This window comes from Pseudomonas sp. CG7 (genome assembly GCF_023701885.1).
GTDB lineage: Bacteria > Pseudomonadota > Gammaproteobacteria > Pseudomonadales > Pseudomonadaceae > Aquipseudomonas > Aquipseudomonas zanjanensis.
The window spans coordinates 44,738-61,197 of record NZ_JABAEE010000037.1; the positions used below are offsets into that span (position 1 = coordinate 44,738).

13 protein-coding genes are annotated in these 16,460 nt (G+C 62.5%); 10 read left to right on the plus strand and 3 right to left on the minus strand.

Features of this window, described 5'->3' with window-relative positions:
* The first annotated feature begins 144 nt into the window (after positions 1-144).
* From HGO40_RS16490 to HGO40_RS16505, 4 genes are all read left to right on the plus strand, one after another.
* Positions 145-1,569, plus strand: a complete 1,425-nt coding sequence (locus HGO40_RS16490) for an aspartate ammonia-lyase (RefSeq protein WP_250963875.1) — start codon at positions 145-147, stop codon at positions 1,567-1,569.
* A gap of 487 nt (positions 1,570-2,056) precedes the next feature.
* Complete coding sequence (locus HGO40_RS16495; protein WP_250963876.1) at positions 2,057-3,508, plus strand: alanine/glycine:cation symporter family protein; 1,452 nt, start codon at positions 2,057-2,059, stop codon at positions 3,506-3,508.
* Positions 3,509-3,639: 131 nt separating this feature from the next.
* Entirely contained in the window at positions 3,640-4,644 is a 1,005-nt protein-coding gene (locus HGO40_RS16500) for an asparaginase (RefSeq protein WP_250963877.1), read from the plus strand.
* 202 nt (positions 4,645-4,846) lie between these two features.
* On the plus strand, positions 4,847-5,839 hold the full coding sequence (locus HGO40_RS16505; RefSeq protein WP_250963878.1) for an AraC family transcriptional regulator: 993 nt from the start codon (positions 4,847-4,849) through the stop codon (positions 5,837-5,839).
* Between the two features lie 184 nt (positions 5,840-6,023).
* On the opposite strand, the gene HGO40_RS16510 is transcribed toward HGO40_RS16505, so the two are convergent.
* Both HGO40_RS16510 and HGO40_RS16515 read right to left on the minus strand, forming a co-directional pair.
* Positions 6,024-6,674, minus strand: coding sequence for an HAD family hydrolase (locus tag HGO40_RS16510; RefSeq protein ID WP_250963879.1), 651 nt, complete (start codon positions 6,672-6,674; stop codon positions 6,024-6,026).
* A 159-nt stretch (positions 6,675-6,833) separates the two neighbouring features.
* A complete protein-coding gene (locus HGO40_RS16515) occupies positions 6,834-7,379 on the minus strand; it encodes a gamma carbonic anhydrase family protein (protein ID WP_250963880.1) in 546 nt (181 codons plus the stop codon).
* Between the two features lie 72 nt (positions 7,380-7,451).
* Between HGO40_RS16515 and prlC the strand changes: the two genes are divergently transcribed.
* From prlC to HGO40_RS16530, 3 genes are all read left to right on the plus strand, one after another.
* A complete protein-coding gene (gene prlC, locus HGO40_RS16520) occupies positions 7,452-9,530 on the plus strand; it encodes an oligopeptidase A (protein ID WP_250963881.1) in 2,079 nt (692 codons plus the stop codon).
* Positions 9,527-9,805, plus strand: coding sequence for a YheV family putative zinc ribbon protein (locus HGO40_RS16525; protein WP_039593397.1), 279 nt, complete (start codon positions 9,527-9,529; stop codon positions 9,803-9,805). The genes prlC and HGO40_RS16525 overlap by 4 nt, the downstream gene beginning before the upstream one ends.
* Before the next feature lie 116 nt (positions 9,806-9,921).
* Complete coding sequence (locus tag HGO40_RS16530; RefSeq protein ID WP_250963882.1) at positions 9,922-11,937, plus strand: M3 family metallopeptidase; 2,016 nt, start codon at positions 9,922-9,924, stop codon at positions 11,935-11,937.
* Here the strand turns inward: HGO40_RS16530 and HGO40_RS16535 are convergent.
* Positions 11,913-12,593 (minus strand): phosphatase domain-containing protein, encoded by a 681-nt coding sequence (locus tag HGO40_RS16535; RefSeq protein WP_250963883.1) that lies wholly within the window; start codon positions 12,591-12,593, stop codon positions 11,913-11,915. The two genes, HGO40_RS16530 and HGO40_RS16535, sit on opposite strands and share 25 nt — an antisense overlap.
* Before the next feature lie 183 nt (positions 12,594-12,776).
* Here HGO40_RS16535 and HGO40_RS16540 point away from each other — a divergent pair, with 183 nt between their 5' ends.
* From HGO40_RS16540 to HGO40_RS16550, 3 genes are all read left to right on the plus strand, one after another.
* Positions 12,777-13,835 (plus strand): PA0069 family radical SAM protein, encoded by a 1,059-nt coding sequence (locus tag HGO40_RS16540; RefSeq protein ID WP_250963884.1) that lies wholly within the window; start codon positions 12,777-12,779, stop codon positions 13,833-13,835.
* 199 nt (positions 13,836-14,034) lie between these two features.
* On the plus strand, positions 14,035-14,766 hold the full coding sequence (locus HGO40_RS16545) for a carbonic anhydrase (RefSeq protein ID WP_250963885.1): 732 nt from the start codon (positions 14,035-14,037) through the stop codon (positions 14,764-14,766).
* A 91-nt stretch (positions 14,767-14,857) separates the two neighbouring features.
* A complete protein-coding gene (locus tag HGO40_RS16550; RefSeq protein ID WP_250963886.1) occupies positions 14,858-16,351 on the plus strand; it encodes a SulP family inorganic anion transporter in 1,494 nt (497 codons plus the stop codon).
* The last annotated feature ends 109 nt before the right edge of the window (positions 16,352-16,460 follow it).

Genomic DNA, 16,460 nt, shown 5'->3' on the forward strand with positions numbered 1-16,460 from the left:
GTTCGCCGCATCGTCGGCGTCACACCGGCATTATGCCGAATATGCATAGGCCAGTGTTTAACAGCATTGGCCCTATTTTTCCCCAGAGCCTAGGATCCACAGCGTTCCGGCACAGACCGGGTCCTTATCGAGATGATTTCCGTCATGTCCTCCGCTGCATCATTCCGCACAGAAAAAGACCTGCTTGGCGTACTCGAAGTACCGGCGCAAGCGTATTACGGCATCCAGACCCTACGAGCGGTAAACAACTTCCGTCTCTCCGGCGTCCCGATCTCGCATTACCCGAAGCTGGTGGTCGGTCTGGCAATGGTCAAACAGGCCGCCGCTGACGCCAACCGCGAACTCGGCCAGCTCAGCGAAGCCAAGCACGCTGCCATCAGTGAAGCCTGTGCACGTTTGATCCGCGGCGATTTCCACGAAGAATTCGTGGTGGACATGATCCAGGGCGGCGCCGGCACGTCGACCAACATGAATGCCAACGAAGTCATCGCCAACATCGCGCTGGAGGCCATGGGCCACCAGAAAGGCGAGTACCAGTACCTGCACCCCAACAACGACGTGAACATGGCGCAGTCCACCAACGACGCCTACCCGACCGCGATCCGCCTGGGTCTGCTGCTGGGTCACGACGCGTTGCTGGCCAGCCTCGACAGCCTGATCCAGGCGTTCGCGGCCAAGGGTGAAGAATTCAGCCACGTCCTGAAAATGGGCCGCACACAGCTGCAGGACGCCGTGCCGATGACCCTCGGCCAGGAATTCCGCGCCTTCGCCACCACCCTGAGCGAAGACCTGGCGCGCCTCAAAACCCTGGCGCCTGAACTGCTCACCGAAGTGAACCTGGGCGGCACCGCCATCGGCACCGGCATCAACGCCGCCCCGCGCTACCAGGCCTTGGCCGTACAGCGCCTGGCAACCATCAGCGGCCAGCCGCTGGTCCCGGCCGCCGACCTGATCGAAGCCACCTCCGACATGGGCGCCTTCGTGCTGTTCTCCGGCATGCTCAAGCGCACCGCGGTCAAGCTGGCGAAGATCTGCAACGACCTGCGCCTGCTGTCCAGCGGCCCACGCACCGGCATCAACGAACTCAACCTGCCGGCCCGCCAGCCAGGCAGCTCGATCATGCCCGGCAAGGTCAACCCGGTGATCCCGGAAGCGGTCAACCAGGTGGCGTTCCAGCTCATCGGCAACGACCTGGCCCTGACCATCGCGGCCGAAGGCGGCCAACTGCAACTGAACGTGATGGAACCGCTGATCGCCTTCAAGATCTTCGACTCGATCCGCCTGCTGCAACGGGCCATGGACATGCTGCGCGAGCACTGCATCGTCGGCATCACCGCCAACGAAGCGCGCTGCCGCGAACTGGTCGAGCACTCCATCGGCCTGGTCACCGCCCTGAACCCGTACATCGGCTATGAAAACGCCACCCGTATCGCCCGCATCGCCCTGGAAAGTGGCCGCGGCGTACTGGAACTGGTGCGCGAAGAAGGCTTGCTCGACGACGCCATGCTCGACGACATCCTGCGCCCGGAAAACATGATTGCTCCGCGTCTGGTCCCGCTCAAAGCGTGATCGACACGGCCACCGCTCACCAGGTCGAGGGACTAGACACCTCTCACCTTTTGAGGGCTTGGGGATCTTCCCCAAGCCCTTTTTTTAATTGATAGCCGCCAAGGATGACTGAATCTGTGGGAAGGAACCTGCTCGCGATAAACGACGACGCGCTGCCCGTTGTAAACCGCGTCGCCAGCCAACGCGAGCAGGCTCGTCCCCACAAGAACCTGACCGGAAGGCCAGGTGTTTCAAAGGGTCCGCTTCGTCGGACGCACCACAACTGTGCAGACGGGCACCGCACTGATAGGTATAGTGCCGCCCCTCTTCGCATGACGGTCGTCCGCAACGAGACCTTTAAACATGCGAAAACCGAACTAATAACAAACCCGCGAAAATGGACCGGGACGAAACTCCGCCTCACCTGTCAGGCCGCGCGCCGACCGATGTAACGCGATGTTTCCAAATGGCCAGCATTTGCTTAAACAAAAAACAGCGAGGAATACTCATGCTCGAAGTCATCAGCGACTTCCTATCAGGGAAAGTGCTGATCGTGCTCATTGTCGGGCTCGGTGGCTACTTCACGATCCGCTCGCGTTTCGTCCAGTTCCGTCACTTCTTCCACATGTTCACGGTGTTCCGTGACAGCCTGAAAAGCAGCACTGACCAGCTCAGTTCCTTCCAGGCCCTGATGCTCAGCCTGGCCGGCCGTGTCGGCGCGGGCAACATCGCCGGTGTCGGCATCGCCGTGACCCTCGGTGGTCCTGGTGCGGTGTTCTGGATGTGGGTGACCGCGCTGGTCGGCATGTCCAGCAGCTTCTTCGAATGCTCCCTCGGCCAGCTCTACAAGCGCTGCGACTCCGAAGGCCAGTACCGTGGCGGCCCGTCCTATTACATCCAGCACGGCCTGCAGAAACGCTGGCTGGGCATGATCATGGCATTCCTGCTGTTGGTGACCTTCGGCTTCGCCTTCAACGGCCTGCAAGCCCACGCGGTCACCCACTCCCTGAACAACGCCTTCGGCTTTGACACCACCTACACGGGCCTGGGCCTGGCGGTGCTGCTGGGCCTGGTGTTCATCGGCGGGATCAAGCGTATCGCCAAGGTTGCCGACCTGCTGGTTCCGGTCAAGACCCTGGCGTACATCGGCGTGACCCTCTACGTGATCGTGCTGCAGTTCGAACACGTACCGGACATGCTGGCGACCATCGTCAGAAGCGCCTTCGGTCTGGACCAGGCCTTCGGCGGCCTGATCGGCAGCGCCATCGTCATGGGCGTCAAGCGTGGCGTGTTCGCCAACGAAGCCGGCCTGGGCAGTGCGCCTAACGTTGCCGCCGTCGCATCGGTCGAGCACCCGGTCGCCCAGGGCGTGGTCCAGGCGTTCAGCGTGTTCCTGGACACCTTCGTGATCTGCACCTGCACCGCGCTGCTGATCCTGCTGTCGGGCTTCTACACCCCAGGTTTCGAAGGCGACGGCATTGCCCTGACCCAGAACTCCCTGGCGGCGGTCGTGGGTGACTGGGGCCGGATATTCATCTCCGTGGCCCTGTCGTTGTTCGTGTTCACCTCGATCCTCTACAACTACTACCTGGGCGAGAACAACCTGCGCTTCATGATCGGTGACAATCGCAAGGTCCTGATGGGCTACCGCGCCTTGGTCCTGGTCCTGATTTTCTGGGGTGCCATCGAAAACCTCGGCACCGTGTTCGCGTTCGCCGACATCACCATGACCCTGCTGGCGTTCGTGAACCTGATCGCGCTGTTCCTGCTGTTCAAGGTCGGCATGCGCATCCTGCGTGACTACGATGACCAGCGTGCGGCCGGCATCAAGGTCCCTGTGTTCGACTCCAGCAAGTTCCCGGCCCTGGACCTGGACCGCAACGCATGGCCAGCCACCCCGTCGGCACCGGTTGCCAAACCTGACGCCGCGACTGCCGGCGTGGCCGCAGCGCAACGCTGAGCCGCAGACTATCGTAGAAAACCGGGCGCATCCCCTGCGCCCGGCGTGACACAGCGTAAGGTCGGCGTCATGCTCGGCCTTATGTTGTGGCGGCTGACCCAAGCCGCCGTTTTCGTCCTCGGAGAACAACCATGAATTCCTTGACCTACCCTGCCGCCCAGCACGTCATGGTGCTCTACACCGGCGGCACCATCGGCATGCAGGCCAGCGCCCACGGCCTGGCCCCGGCATCCGGTTTCGAAGCACGGATGCGCGATTACCTGCACAGCCAGCCCGAACTCGTCATACCGCAATGGCGCTTCCGGGAGATGTCGCCGCTGATCGACAGCGCCAACATGACCCCGACCTATTGGCAGCAACTGCGCGAAGCGGTGGTCGACGCCGTGGATGTGCAGGGCTGCGACAGCGTGTTGATCCTGCATGGCACCGACACCCTGGCCTATAGCGCGGCGGCGATGAGCTTCCAACTGCTGGGCCTGCATGCGCGGGTCTGCTTCACCGGCTCGATGCTGCCCGCCGGCGTGACCGACAGCGACGCCTGGGAAAACCTCAGCGGTGCCCTGGTCGCCCTCGGCCAGGGCCTGGCGCCGGGCGTGCACCTGTACTTCCACGGTGAGCTGCTGGCGCCGACCCGTTGCGCGAAAGTGCGCAGCTTCGGTCGCCACCCCTTCAAGCGCCTGGAACGCCAGGGCGGCGGCACCCCGGCACCGGCCCTGCCGGCGCAGTTGAATTACAACCAGCCCAAGCAATTGGCGAACATCGCGGCGCTGCCGCTGTTTCCCGGCATCAGCGCCCAGGTGCTCGATGGTCTATTGGGCAGCGGCATCCAGGGCCTGGTGCTGGAGTGCTACGGCAGCGGCACCGGGCCGAGCGACAACCCGGCCTTCCTCGCCAGCCTCGAGCGGGCGCGGGACAGCGGCGTGGTGGTGGTGGCGGTGACCCAATGCCATGAAGGTGGCGTTGAGCTGGACGTGTACGAAGCCGGCAGTCGCTTGCGCGGTGTCGGCGTGCTGTCCGGTGGCGGCATGACCCGCGAGGCCGCGTTCGGCAAGTTGCAGGCGCTGATTGGCGCGGGCCTGCCGGTGGAAGAGGTTCGGCGGCTGGTGGAGCTGGACCTGTGCGGCGAGCTGAGCTGATCCGAACCTGCATCAACTTGTGGTGAGGGGCTTTTGTGGCGAGGGAGCTTGCTCCCGCTCGGTCGCGCAGCGGCCGCAAGATTTTGGGGGCCGCTTCGCGGCCCAGCGGGAGCAAGCTCCCTCGCCACAAAAGCGACGTCATGCCAAAGTACCCGGCATATAACTTGCTCCGTCTCCAGCCTACCCCAGGCTGGAAACGGACATGCTGCATTCCCACCTCACCACCCTTAACGCCGTCTCGTTGGTACTGAGCACCTTCAAAAACGAGGGGCTGCCCAGTGATGCCTTGTTGGCCGGCAGTGGCATCAGCGCCGCGGACCTGAGCCGGGCCGATACGCGCATCACCACCAACCAAGAGATGCAGGTCTGCGCCAACGCCGTGGCCCTCAAGCGCGACATCGGCCTGGAGCTGGGCCTGCGCATGCACGTTTCGTCCTACGGCATGCTCGGTTATGCCCTGCTCACCAGTGCCACCTTAGGTGACGCCTTGCGCCTGGCGCTGCGCTATCCGGCGCTATTGGGAACACTCTTCGAGCTGAACCTGGACGACGACGGCGAGCACATCTGGTTCAGCGCCAGCGACTATCGGGAGAACCCGGCCCTGGCGGTGTTCAATGCCGAGTTCTGCATGGTTTCGCTGAAGGTGATCTGCAATGACCTCCTCGGCCATGTCTTGCCCTTGCACGCTGCGCGCTTCGAACATCCGGCGCCCGATTACCAGGCGCGCTACACCGCACCCTTCGATTGCCCGGTGCGCTTCGACAGCGTCGATAACGCGTTTGCCTTCGACCGCCACTGGCTCGAACACCCCTTGCCCCTGGCCGACCCCATCACCCATCACGCCATGGCCGAACGCTGCCGCCGGCAGAACACCGAATTCACCGGACGCCAGGCCTGGCTAGGAAGGATCCGCCAGTTGCTCGACGCCCAACTGAACGCAGCCCCCGGCCTGGAAGGCTTGGCCGAACAGATGAACTGCTCGGCGCGCACCTTGCGCCGGCACCTCAAGGACCTGGGCTGCAGCTATCAGGAACTGCTGGACGAACTGCGCTTCGAACGAGCCAAGCAGATGCTCTGCGAGGAGCAATTGCCGATCCATCGAATCGCCGAACAACTGGGCTTCAGCGAAACCGCCAGCTTCCGCCATGCCTTCGTGCGCTGGAGCGGCGTGGCGCCGAGCCAGTTCAGGGCCTGAATTGTCCCTTTCATATACCAGGATATGGCTAATCCCTGTGGTGAGGGTTGTGACTTGAAACAGGGGTGTTTGTGCTGCCGCCATCGCGAGCAAGCTCGCTCCCACAGGGGTTTGGCGGTGGGCACCCGTTTTGTGGACGTCTCGGAACAATGTGGGAGCGAGCTTGCTCGCGATGGCGATCCCGTCAACGCCGCAAAAACGCCTGGTGCAACTCGTCCACCGTCTGGAAGTGATACGCCGGGCGTTCGGTGTTGAGTTCTTCGTGGCTGCCGAACCCATACCCCACCGCCGCCGCATCCAGGCCATTGCTGTGGGCGCCGATCAGGTCGTGCTTGCGGTCGCCGATCATCAGGGTGCTGGCGGGGTCGAGGCTTTCTTCGGCCAGCAGGTGGGCGATCAGTTCGACTTTGTCAGTGCGGGTGCCGTCCAGTTCGCTGCCGTAGATCACCTTGAAGTGCCGGGCGAAGTCGAAATGGCGGGCGATTTCCCGGGCGAACACCCAGGGCTTGGAAGTGGCGATGTACAGATGGCGCCCTTGGCCGCCCAAGGTTTCCAGCAGCGGCATCACGCCGTCGAAGACCCGGTTCTCATAAAGGCCGGTGACCTTGAAGCGTTCACGATAGAAATTCACCGCCTCCCAGGCCTTCGCTTCGTCGAAGTCATAGAACTGCATGAAGGCCTGCAACAACGGCGGGCCGATGAAATGTTCGAGGCGGGTCAGGTCGGGTTCGTCGATGCCCAGCTTGGCCAAGGCGAACTGGATCGAACGGGTGATGCCTTCACGGGGGTCGGTGAGGGTGCCGTCGAGGTCGAAGAGTACGGTCTGGTAGTGCATGGCAGGTCCTGGCAGTGGCATCACGTGGCGAGGGAGCTTGCTCCCGCTTGAGCGCGAAGCGCTCACAAAAATGGGTCTGCTGCGCCCGAAGCGTCGGACCGGCCCAGCGGGAGCAAGCGCCCTCGCCACAATGGGTCATTCAACACTTCGGGGGGCGCTTCACGGTTGGTCGTAGCCTTCGGCCAGATGCAGGTCCTTGAGCTTCACGTAGTTCGCCGCGCTGTAGGTGAAGAACGCGCGCTCCTTGTCCGTCAGTGGCCGGGCCTGCTTCACCGGGCTGCCCACGTACAAAAAGCCGCTTTCCAGGCGCTTGCCCGGCGGTACGAGGCTGCCGGCGCCGATGATCACATCGTCTTCGACCACCGCGCCGTCCATGACGATACTGCCCATGCCGATCAGGATCCGGCTGCCCACCGAGCAGCCATGGAGCATGACCTTGTGGGCGATGGTCACGTCGTCGCCGATCAGCAACGGGAAGCCATCCGGATTGAAGGGCCCTGCATGGGGGATGTGCAGCACGCAACCATCCTGGACGCTGGTACGCGCACCGATACGGATGCGGTGCATGTCGCCGCGAATGACCGTCAGCGGCCAGACGGAGCTGTCTTCGCCGATTTCGACGTCGCCGATCACCACCGCGGTGCTGTCGACAAAAGCCCCACGGGCAAGCTTCGGGCTGTGGTTCTGGTACGTGCGAAGGGTCACGATAGGCTCTCTCTTATCCGGTGATAGGCGCTGCTAGCTGCGGTGAACGTCGATTGTAATTAAGATGGGCCGATGTTTCTTCCAGCCAAGGTGTCGACCGTGAGCGTGAACAACCCTCTTTTGCAGCCCTATGACCTGCCGCCATTCTCGGCGATCCGTGCCGAGCACGTACAACCGGCCATCGAGCAGATCCTGGCGGACAACCGTGCGGCCATCGCCGAAATCCTCAAGACCCAAGTCCAACAGCCTACCTGGGCCGGCCTGGTGTTGGCGATGGACGAGCTCAATGATCGTCTCGGCGCGGCCTGGAGCCCGGTCAGCCATTTGAACGCCGTGCGCAACAGCCCGGAACTGCGCGAGGCCTACGAGGCCTGCCTGCCGGCGCTGAGTGCCTACTCCACCGAGCTGGGCCAGAACCGCGAGCTGTTCCAGGCCTTCGAAGCCCTGGCGAACAGCCCCGAGGCGGCCGGTTTCGACGTCGCGCAGAAAACCATCCTGGAACATTCCCTGCGGGATTTCCGCCTGTCGGGCATCGACCTGCCGCCCGAGCAACAGAAGCGCTACGCCGAAGTGCAGAGCAAACTGTCCGAGCTGGGCAGCCGCTTCTCCAATCAACTGCTGGACGCAACCCAGGCCTGGACCAAGCACGTCACTGACGAAGCCGCCCTCGCCGGCCTGACCGACTCGGCCAAGGCGCAAATGGCCGCCGCTGCCCAGGCCAAGGAGCTGGACGGCTGGCTGATCAACCTGGAGTTTCCTAGCTACTACGCGGTGATGACCTACGCCGAAGACCGCGCCCTGCGCGAAGAAGTCTACGCGGCCTACTGCACCCGTGCCTCGGACCAAGGCCCGAATGCCGGCCAGAACGACAACGGCCCGGTGATGGAACAGATCCTCGACCTGCGCCAGGAACTGGCCCAATTGCTCGGTTTCGCCAACTTCGCCGAGTTGAGCCTGGCAACCAAGATGGCCGAATCCAGCGATCAGGTCCTCAGTTTCCTGCGTGACCTGGCCAAGCGCAGCAAACCGTTCGCGGCCCAGGACCTGGAACAACTGAAAGCCTACGCCGCCGAACAGGGCTGCCCCGACCTGCAAAGCTGGGACAGCGGTTTCTACGGTGAAAAACTGCGCCCGCAGCGCTACAGCGTGGCCCAGGAAGCCCTGCGCGCCTACTTCCCGATCGACAAGGTACTGAGCGGCCTGTTCGCCATCGTGCAGCGCCTCTATGGCATCGAGATCGCCGAACTGAAAGGCTTCGACAGCTGGCACCCGGACGTGCGCCTGTTCGAAATCAAGGAGAACGGCCAGCACGTCGGCCGCTTCTTCTTCGACCTCTACGCCCGCGCCAACAAGCGTGGCGGTGCCTGGATGGACGGTGCCCGCGACCGTCGTCGCACCTTCGACGGCGTCCTGCAAAGCCCGGTCGCCAACCTGGTGTGCAACTTCACCCCGGCCGACAGCGGCAAGCCGGCGCTGCTGACCCACGATGAAGTCACCACCCTGTTCCACGAGTTCGGCCATGGCCTGCACCACCTGCTGACCCGCGTCGAACACGCCGGCGTGTCCGGCATCAACGGCGTGGCCGGGGATGCCGTAGAGCTGCCGAGCCAGTTCATGGAAAACTGGTGCTGGGAGCCCGAAGGCCTGGCGCTGATTTCCGGTCACTACGAAACCGGCGAGCCGCTGCCCCAGGACCTGCTGGAAAAAATGCTCGCGGCGAAAAACTTCCAGTCCGGCCTGATGATGGTCCGTCAGTTGGAGTTCTCGCTGTTCGACTTCGAGCTGCACGCCACCCACGGCGATGGCCGCAGCGTGCTGCAAGTGCTCGAAGGCGTGCGTGACGAGGTCTCCGTCATGCGTCCGCCGGCCTACAACCGCTTCCCCAACAGCTTTGCGCACATTTTCGCCGGCGGCTACGCGGCGGGTTACTACAGCTACAAATGGGCGGAAGTGCTCTCGGCCGATGCCTTCTCCAAATTCGAAGAAGACGGCGTGCTCAACGCCGACACCGGCCGAGCCTTCCGCGAGGCGATCCTGGCCCGTGGCGGTTCCCAGGAACCGATGGTGCTGTTCGTCGACTTCCGTGGCCGCGAGCCGTCGATTGACGCACTCTTGCGCCATAGCGGCCTGACCGAGGACGCGGCAGCATGAGTGAGGGGCCTGTGATTACCAAGCGACGCTTTATCGCCGGGGCGGTCTGCCCGGCCTGCAGCGAGCCGGACAAGTTGATGATGTGGAACGAAGACGGCGTGCCGCACCGCGAATGCGTGGCCTGCGGTTATTCCGACACGCTCAACGAGCAAGGCCTGTCGGTGCCCAAGGAATTGGGCACCCGGGTCAATACGTCGGCGCTCAAGACGCCGGATGCGAAAGTCCAGGCCGTGCAGTTTTTTCCCAACCCGAAGCTGAAGAAAAAAACCGACTGACATCGTTGGCATTGCCTTCCGGGCCGCCCGGCCCGGAAGCGATACATATGTACCGCAGCGCCTCATGCATTCCTCATCAGACTGGCCTGACACGTCCAGACTGACAGGAAGCCTCCATGCATCGCCCTTATGATCCCCTCTTGCAGGCCTATGTCCTGCCGCCCTTTTCAAACATCCGCGTCGAACACTTCGCTCCCGCGCTAGACCAGATCATTGCCGAAAGCCGTGCCAAAGTCGCCGAGATCATCAAGACCCAGACACCGTTCCCTACGTGGGATGACCTGGTGTTGGCGATGGATGAAATCCACGCACGCCTGAGAAGCTTCGGCTTTGTACTGGAACTCATGGCGTCGACCAGGACTGATGATGCCTGGGGGCAGGTTTCGGACGATTGCCAACAACGGCTGCAGGATTTCCAGGGATCGCTGATGCGACATCCCGAACTGTTTCAGCTTTACCAACGCTTGGCGGACAGCCAGATCGCCCCGCATTTCTCCCCCGTGCGTAAAAGAACGCTGGCAAAAATCCTGCGGCGGTTGCGCCAGCACGGAATGGGATCGCCGTCACCGCAGAAGCTCAATGACCTGAAGCTACGAATCCAAGGCGCCCAGACCTTGTTCCTTGAGCACTTGCACGCAGCGAACAACGCGTGGAGCAAAATAATCCACGATGAAGCCCAGTTGAGTGGCCTGCCGCCATCCTTCAAGCGGCGCATGGCCGAGCAAGCCCGTGAAAAGGGCGGCACAGGCTGGCTGCTGACTCTCAACGACGAGTCGTTTCGCATCGTCACCCGATACGCCGACGATCCTGCCTTGCGCAAGCAAATGTACGTTGCCTATAGCACCCGCGCATCGGATCAAGGGCCGCAAGCCGGGGTCTACGACAACGGCGAAATGCTGCGCCAATTGCTCAGGGATCGGTATGCACTGGCCAAACTGCTGGGCTATTCAAGCTACGCGCAGATGGCTGTCGAGCCCGAGCAAGCGCAGTCGCCAGAAGACGTCATGACGTTCCTGCAAGGGCAGCTCGACCAACAGCAAGCCGTGTTTGCCGAAGATACGAAGCAACTGCAGGCGTTTGCCAAGACGCAACAGGTCAACGAATTAACGCCCTGGAATGTGCAGTACCTGGCAGAAAAGCTTCGTTGGCAAACAACCGGTATCTCGGAGCAGGACGTCAACGCCTGGTTCGCACTGGAACCGACGTTTACCCAGCTGCTGCTGATCGCCACGGATCTGTTTGGCGTGGACTTCATCGAGCGCCAGGACGTGACGAACTGGCATCCGCAAGTGCGTCTTTTTGAAGTCCGGGAGGGGGACGAAACCCTCGGCTACTTTTATTTCGATCCCTTCGAATATCCGGATCAGAATGGCTTTCCCAGTACCACTACCCTGCGAAACCGCCGCATCACCGCCGAGGGCCGGCCGCGTTATCCCGTCGCGGTGCTGCATGGCTGGTTGCCGCGCGGTTCCAGCACCACCCCTCTGTTGCTGGATTATCGGCAACTGCGAGTGCTCTTCCACGAGTTAGGGCACTGTCTGCACCATGTGTTGAGCCGGGTTGAATACCGCGACGTCTCGGGCATCACCGCGCTCAGCCGGGACGCGGCCGAATTCGCTGGCGTGTTGTTCGAACAGTGGTGCACCTCCAAAGAATTCCTCGTGCGGATATCGAAGCACTACCAGACCGGAGCACCGTTGCCGGACAAAGTCGCCGACCAGTTGATGGTTTATCTACAGACCCAAACCAGTTGGGGCATTGCCGGGCAGATACGCGATGCGTTATTCGACATGGAACTGCACCACAGCCACGGTGACGGTCGTACGGCCCAGCAAGTATTCGAGCAAGTGCGTGCAAAAGTAGGCCACTTACCGGTGTTCATGAACGAACGCTGGCCCAATGGCCTGGATTACCTGGTCACGGGCTACGATGCCGGAATTTATGCCTACCTTTGGTCCTGGAGCCTGGCCAGGACCGTGTTCGAGCCATTCAAGCGCAACGGCTTATTCGATAGGGAAACCGGCAGGGTGTTGCGTGAAACGATATTCGAGTGGGGCGACTCACGGCCTCTATCGGAGTCCATCGAGGCTTTTTTGCACGCAACCGCTCACCGTGCGGGAGCCAGCGCTTGAGGGTCGAGGTGATGCGCCGGGGTCGTTGAATTGACCCAGCTTTCCAGGGAGCAAAGGGCGAAGACGCTGGTGCTGCAATCGCCGTTCGCCAACGCCACGCGCAGTTTGTCGACATCGGCCTGCATCATGTAGCGCACGCCGTCCTTGAAATGATAGCTGTCGCCGAAGCCACCTTCGGTCATTTCATTCAACGCGTCCTCTTTGCTCCAGCCCTGCACCACCACCCGGTACATGGCGGCCACCAGCCCGGTGCGGTCCGAGCCGTGCTTGCAGTGCATCAGCACCGGCCCCTTGGTTTCGGCCGCCTGGACGGCGCGCAAGGCCTTGAGTATGTCGCTGTCATCGACATGATTGGTGCGGTAGGGCAACTGCACCTGCTCGATGCCGGGGGTGGACAGCCAGCGCTTGTCCGACTCCGGCAGGAAGGTGATGACCGTGCCGATCCGCAGCTTTGTCAGCAGAGGCACGGCGCCGCCGTCTGGCAGGGAGCTGCGGTAGAGGGTCGGTGACATCTGGTAGAGGTTGTAGTCCTTTTCCACCGGCTGCGCCCATTCAGCGGGCCTCGCCTCAGGGAGATCGGCCGCTTGGACGGGCGCCTCGGCCAGTCCGGCAAGCAAGGCCAGGCACAACAACGCACGGGAACAGAGCTTGAGCATGCACGGACGACCGAGAGCGAAGGAATACAGGAGGCCCAGTGTCGGCTCGCTGCGGTTAAAAGCCCGTGAGGAGAACGTCAAAGCCTTGTGAACGCTGATCCGGTAGTTGGACTGCCGAATGGCACTGGCCCTAATCGAACACAGCGAATACTGTATGCACATACAGCTTTCGGAGTATTCCCCATGCCTGCCTCCCTTCCACCTCGCGGCCGCGGCACCGCGACCAACCCGCACAACCGCTTCGCCCCGAATCGCTCGGTGGTCGAGGATGACGGCTGGTACCAGGAAGTCCCGCCGACCCAGGGCACCGAAGTGCGCATCGAAACGGCGAAGACCATCATTACCCGCAACACCTCGTCCGATATCCCATTCGACCGCTCGATCAACCCGTACCGAGGCTGCGAACACGGTTGCATCTACTGCTATGCGCGGCCCAGCCATGCCTATTGGGACCTGTCGCCGGGGCTGGATTTCGAAACGAAGCTGATCGCCAAGCCCAATGCCGCCGATGTGCTGGAGGAGCAATTGTCCCGGCGCGGCTATCAATGCGCGCCGATCGCACTGGGTTCCAACACCGACCCCTATCAGCCGATCGAACGGGAACAACGGATAACCCGGCGGATCCTCGAGGTACTGCTGCGTTATCGGCATCCGGTGACCATCGTCACCAAGGGCTCGCTGATCCTGCGCGACCTGGACCTACTGACCGAGTTGGCGCAACAACGCCTGGTGCACGTGATGATCAGCCTCACCACCCTGGACGATGAACTCAAGCGCATTCTCGAACCCCGGGCGGCGGCGCCCAAGGCGCGGCGGCGGGCGATCAAGGTCATGCGTGAGGCAGGCATCAACGTGGGCGTGCTCTGCGCACCGATGATCCCGATGATCAACGACAGCGAGATCGAGAGCCTGCTGACCGAAGCCCACGCCGCCGGTGCGCAGAATGCCGCCTACGTGATGCTGCGCCTGCCGCTGGAAGTCGCGCCGCTGTTCGAGGAGTGGCTGCAGGCGCACTACCCGCAACGCGCCGCCCATGTACTGAGCCTGGTGCGCCAGAGCCGTGGTGGCGAACTGTATGACAGCCGCTTCGGTGCGCGGATGCGCGGCGAAGGCCCATTCGCCGACCTGCTGGCCCAGCGCTTCGCCAAGGCGCTCAAGCGCCTGGGACTGGAGCGACGCGACGGATACACTCTCGATTGCGATGCCTTCTGTCCGCCGGGCCGACAGATGTCGTTGATTTGATTAAAGTTGACCCTGGAAAGACCACTGGACATGAGCTGCGCCAGTGTTTCGCCACCCCTGGAATCATTGTCCTAGAGCCTTCGTTTTCAGTTTGAGTTAAGTTTCGGCCGCTACCTTGTTCAGCGAGTGACTGACGGGTCGCAGATGTCGACCTGGATGTTTTAGCCACTGGCGTCATACCGTCAAAAGAGGATGAATCATGAGTGACAAGGATAATCAGCCGTTGGCTGCGTCGGCTTCAGCCCAACCCGTGGCGGAAACCGCCGATGCAGCGCTGCAGCATATTGTTGACGGCTTTTTGCATTTCCATCACGAGATCTTTCCGCAACAGGAAGAGCTCTTCAAGAAACTCGCCACCGCCCAGGCGCCCCGTGCGATGTTCATCACCTGTGCCGATTCGCGCATCGTGCCCGAGCTGATCACCCATAGCTCCCCCGGCGACCTGTTCGTGACCCGTAACGTCGGCAACGTCGTTCCGCCTTACGGGCAGATGAATGGCGGCGTCTCCACCGCCATCGAATACGCCGTGCTGGCCCTCGGTGTGCAACACATCATTGTTTGCGGCCATTCCGATTGCGGCGCCATGCGTGCCGTGCTGAACCCGGACACCCTGGAAAAAATGCCCACGGTAAAAGCCTGGCTGCGCCACGCCGAAGTGGCCAAGACCATGGTCCACGACAACTGTCCGTGCGGCGACGAAAAACAGACCATGCCCATCCTCACCGAAGAAAACGTGATCGCGCAGTTGCAGCATCTGCGAACGCATCCCTCGGTCGCATCGCGCATGGCCAGCGGTCAGTTGTTCATCCATGGCTGGGTGTACAACATCGAGACCAGCGAGATCAAAGCCTTTGACGCGGACCAGGGACGTTTCCTGCCGCTCGATGGCAGCCATCCGATACCGGTGGCGACGCCCAAAGCGCGCTTCTAACCACTCCTAATCATCCTTGTGTGGTTCTAGCCTTACCGCTATTTGCGCGGTAGGGCCTCGCCATGCCTGAAGAAACTTCGGGAGAGTCGCCATGCGTGCTGCTCAATTAAAAGCTGTTCTGCCACGGGAGCTATTGGCTTCGGTGGTTGTGTTCCTGGTGGCGCTGCCCTTGTGCATGGGCATTGCCATCGCCTCCGGCCTGCCGCCGGCCAAGGGCCTGATTACCGGGATCATCGGTGGTCTGGTCGTGGGTTTTCTGGCTGGCTCGAAGCTGCAAGTCAGCGGCCCGGCCGCCGGGTTGGCGGTGTTGGTCTTCGAACTGGTGCGCCAGCATGGCGTGGCGATGCTCGGGCCGATCCTGCTGCTGGCCGGCCTGCTGCAACTGTTGGCCGGGCGCTTTCGCCTGGGTTGCTGGTTCCGGGTCACTGCGCCTGCGGTGGTGTACGGGATGCTCGCGGGTATCGGCGTGCTGATCGTGTTGTCCCAGGTCCATGTGATGCTGGACGCGGCGCCCAAGCCCTCCGGGCTGGATAACCTCGCGGCGTTCCCGGCGGCAGTGGCCCAGGCCTTGCCGTCCTTCGGCTGGCAGGCCGGCCTGCTCGGTCTGTCGACGATCGCGGTGATGTGGCTGTGGGAAAAGTTTCGCCCCCACAGCCTGCGCTTCGTTCCCGGTGCCTTGCTGGGCGTTGGCCTGGCGACCGTCGCCAGCCTGCTGCGGGCCTTGCAGGTCAAGCGCGTGGAGGTTCCGGAGAACCTGGCCGAAGCCATTGATTGGCTGCGCCCGGCGGACCTGCTGAACCTGGCCGACCCAACGCTGCTGATCGCCGCGTTCGCGGTGGCCTTCATCGCCAGAGCCGAAACCCTGCTGTCGGCGGCCGCCGTGGATCGCATGCACAGGGGTGAACGTGCGGACTTCGACCGGGAACTGTCGGCGCAAGGGATCGGCAACATGCTCTGCGGCCTGCTCGGCGCCCTGCCGATGACTGGTGTGATCGTGCGCAGTTCGGCCAACGTCCAGGCCGGGGCCACCACGCGGATGTCGACGATTTTCCACGGCCTGTGGTTGCTGCTGTTCGTGCTGTTGCTGTCCAGCGTGCTGCAAAGCATTCCGGTGGCGAGCCTGGCCGGCGTGCTGGTCTACACCGGTTTCAAACTGGTGGACCTCAAGGCGTTTCGAAGCCTGGGCCGTTATGGCCGGATGCCGATGTTCACCTACGCCGCCACGGCGCTGGCGATCATCTTCACCGACCTGCTGACCGGTGTGCTGATCGGCTTCGGCCTGACCCTGGTGAAACTGGCCTGGAAAGCGTCGCGCCTAAAAATCAGCCTGATCGACCTGCCTCAGGAAGGCGAGATGGAACTGCGCCTGGTGGGTGCGGCCACCTTCCTCAAGGTGCCGGCGCTGACCCAGGTGCTGGGCACCATCCCAACGGGCGCGACCGTGCACGTGCCGCTCAATAACCTGAGCTACATCGATCACTCGTGCCTGGAGTTGCTGGAAGAATGGGGCCGGGCGAATGCCAGCAAGGGTTCGAAGCTACTGATTGAATCCCGCGGGCTCAAGCGTCGGCTGGAAGGACGGTAGCGGACCACGGTGGGGGTTGGTGCAGCGGCCGGTTAACCATGCCCCTGTGGGAGCGAGCTTGCTCGCGATGGCATAGGGTCAGCCACATCGCAGTTGACTGACACTCCGC

Excerpts from the sequence above, each read along its gene's own strand:
- HGO40_RS16490 (WP_250963875.1), top strand. The coding sequence starts at position 145 with ATGTCCTCCGCTGCATCATTCCGCACAGAAAAAGACCTGCTTGGCGTA.
- HGO40_RS16495 (WP_250963876.1), top strand. The coding sequence starts at position 2,057 with ATGCTCGAAGTCATCAGCGACTTCCTATCAGGGAAAGTGCTGATCGTG.
- HGO40_RS16500 (WP_250963877.1), top strand. The coding sequence starts at position 3,640 with ATGAATTCCTTGACCTACCCTGCCGCCCAGCACGTCATGGTGCTCTAC.
- HGO40_RS16505 (WP_250963878.1), top strand. The coding sequence starts at position 4,847 with ATGCTGCATTCCCACCTCACCACCCTTAACGCCGTCTCGTTGGTACTG.
- HGO40_RS16510 (WP_250963879.1), bottom strand. The coding sequence starts at position 6,674 with ATGCACTACCAGACCGTACTCTTCGACCTCGACGGCACCCTCACCGAC.
- prlC (WP_250963881.1), top strand. The coding sequence starts at position 7,452 with ATGTTTCTTCCAGCCAAGGTGTCGACCGTGAGCGTGAACAACCCTCTT.
- HGO40_RS16525 (WP_039593397.1), top strand. The coding sequence starts at position 9,527 with ATGAGTGAGGGGCCTGTGATTACCAAGCGACGCTTTATCGCCGGGGCG.
- HGO40_RS16530 (WP_250963882.1), top strand. The coding sequence starts at position 9,922 with ATGCATCGCCCTTATGATCCCCTCTTGCAGGCCTATGTCCTGCCGCCC.
- HGO40_RS16535 (WP_250963883.1), bottom strand. The coding sequence starts at position 12,593 with ATGCTCAAGCTCTGTTCCCGTGCGTTGTTGTGCCTGGCCTTGCTTGCC.
- HGO40_RS16540 (WP_250963884.1), top strand. The coding sequence starts at position 12,777 with ATGCCTGCCTCCCTTCCACCTCGCGGCCGCGGCACCGCGACCAACCCG.
- HGO40_RS16545 (WP_250963885.1), top strand. The coding sequence starts at position 14,035 with ATGAGTGACAAGGATAATCAGCCGTTGGCTGCGTCGGCTTCAGCCCAA.
- HGO40_RS16550 (WP_250963886.1), top strand. The coding sequence starts at position 14,858 with ATGCGTGCTGCTCAATTAAAAGCTGTTCTGCCACGGGAGCTATTGGCT.